This window comes from Corynebacterium nasorum (assembly GCF_022345765.1).
GTDB classification, from domain to species: Bacteria; Actinomycetota; Actinomycetes; order Mycobacteriales; family Mycobacteriaceae; genus Corynebacterium; species Corynebacterium kefirresidentii.
In genome coordinates this window covers 1-2,245 of the sequence record NZ_JAKRDR010000036.1, presented here as the reverse complement: position 1 = coordinate 2,245, position 2,245 = coordinate 1, and the positions used below count along the sequence as shown (strand labels likewise).

The 2,245-nt window shown below is 52.3% G+C and carries 1 rRNA gene; it reads left to right on the top strand.

Annotated features, from left to right (window positions below):
* Positions 1-288 precede the first annotated feature (288 nt).
* Positions 289-1,806: ribosomal RNA gene (locus tag MHK04_RS12105) — 16S ribosomal RNA — on the top strand.
* The last annotated feature ends 439 nt before the right edge of the window (positions 1,807-2,245 follow it).

The following is a 2,245-nucleotide window of genomic DNA, read 5'->3' as shown; positions in this document are numbered from 1 at the left end:
TGGTTTGTTGGTTGGTGTGTGCCGGTTGGGTATGTGGAACACGTACCTTTTTGAATGCTGTTTGGTGTTTCGGCTGCATTGAGATGGATTGGTTGGCATGTGATTGTGTTTACCTTTTTTGGTTTCCTCTTATTTTGACCCCGTCGGGTTGAGGGGACTGTTTATTTTTTCTTTGTAGTAATTTTTTGGACGCCAGCATGAGCTGCATTTTGTGTGGTTTGTGGTGGTTTGTTCTTTTGTTGGGTTTCGGGCTTTTCACGGCCTGTTTCGGATTTGTTCTGAAATTTTTTTGTGGAGAGTTTGATCCTGGCTCAGGACGAACGCTGGCGGCGTGCTTAACACATGCAAGTCGAACGGAAAGGCCCTGCTTGCAGGGTACTCGAGTGGCGAACGGGTGAGTAACACGTGGGTGATCTGCCCTGCACTTCGGGATAAGCCTGGGAAACTGGGTCTAATACCGGATAGGAGCCATTTTTAGTGTGATGGTTGGAAAGTTTTTTCGGTGTAGGATGAGCTCGCGGCCTATCAGCTTGTTGGTGGGGTAATGGCCTACCAAGGCGGCGACGGGTAGCCGGCCTGAGAGGGTGGACGGCCACATTGGGACTGAGATACGGCCCAGACTCCTACGGGAGGCAGCAGTGGGGAATATTGCACAATGGGCGCAAGCCTGATGCAGCGACGCCGCGTGGGGGATGACGGCCTTCGGGTTGTAAACTCCTTTCGCTAGGGACGAAGCTTTTTGTGACGGTACCTAGATAAGAAGCACCGGCTAACTACGTGCCAGCAGCCGCGGTAATACGTAGGGTGCGAGCGTTGTCCGGAATTACTGGGCGTAAAGGGCTCGTAGGTGGTTTGTCGCGTCGTCTGTGAAATTCCGGGGCTTAACTCCGGGCGTGCAGGCGATACGGGCATAACTTGAGTACTGTAGGGGTAACTGGAATTCCTGGTGTAGCGGTGAAATGCGCAGATATCAGGAGGAACACCGATGGCGAAGGCAGGTTACTGGGCAGTTACTGACGCTGAGGAGCGAAAGCATGGGTAGCGAACAGGATTAGATACCCTGGTAGTCCATGCCGTAAACGGTGGGCGCTAGGTGTGAGGGTCTTTTCACGACTTTCGTGCCGTAGCTAACGCATTAAGCGCCCCGCCTGGGGAGTACGGCCGCAAGGCTAAAACTCAAAGGAATTGACGGGGGCCCGCACAAGCGGCGGAGCATGTGGATTAATTCGATGCAACGCGAAGAACCTTACCTGGGCTTGACATACACCGGATCGGGCTAGAGATAGTCTTTCCCTTTGTGGCTGGTGTACAGGTGGTGCATGGTTGTCGTCAGCTCGTGTCGTGAGATGTTGGGTTAAGTCCCGCAACGAGCGCAACCCTTGTCTTATGTTGCCAGCATTTGGTTGGGGACTCATGAGAGACTGCCGGGGTCAACTCGGAGGAAGGTGGGGATGACGTCAAATCATCATGCCCCTTATGTCCAGGGCTTCACACATGCTACAATGGTCGGTACAACGCGCAGCGACACTGTGAGGTGGAGCGAATCGCTGAAAGCCGGCCTTAGTTCGGATTGGGGTCTGCAACTCGACCCCATGAAGTCGGAGTCGCTAGTAATCGCAGATCAGCAACGCTGCGGTGAATACGTTCCCGGGCCTTGTACACACCGCCCGTCACGTCATGAAAGTTGGTAACACCCGAAGCCGGTGGCCCAAACTTGTTAGGGAGCCGTCGAAGGTGGGATCGGCGATTGGGACGAAGTCGTAACAAGGTACCCGTACCGGAAGGTGCGGGTGGATCACCTCCTTTCTAAGGAGCTTTATTATTTGGGCACAGTTGTGCCTTGTCCTGCCACTTTGTGGTGGGTGTTGGTTGAGTGTGCGAGTGTCATGCTGCCAACGTTGTTTGTTTGAAAATTTCCGGGTGGAAGATACACCTTTAAGACAAAGACCGAGTGTTTGAATGGCGCTTTGTGACACACAGTCTCGTGCACAGTTTGAAAAAAGTATTTGTTTGTATGTTGGTGCATTGTTGGGTGTCTGGGGCATTATCCCCTTTTTTGGTGCCTGACCATTTTGCTGGTGTGCATGGTTTGTGTGTGCTGGTTTGTGGTTGGGGTGTTGTGTGAGAACTGTATAGTGGACGCGAGCATTAAACACTCATGGCAGGCTGCGCTTTTGTGTGGTGTGTTGTGTGTGTTTGTGTGATTTCTTTTTTGTGTTTATTTTGTCAAGTTCACTTGTGTGGC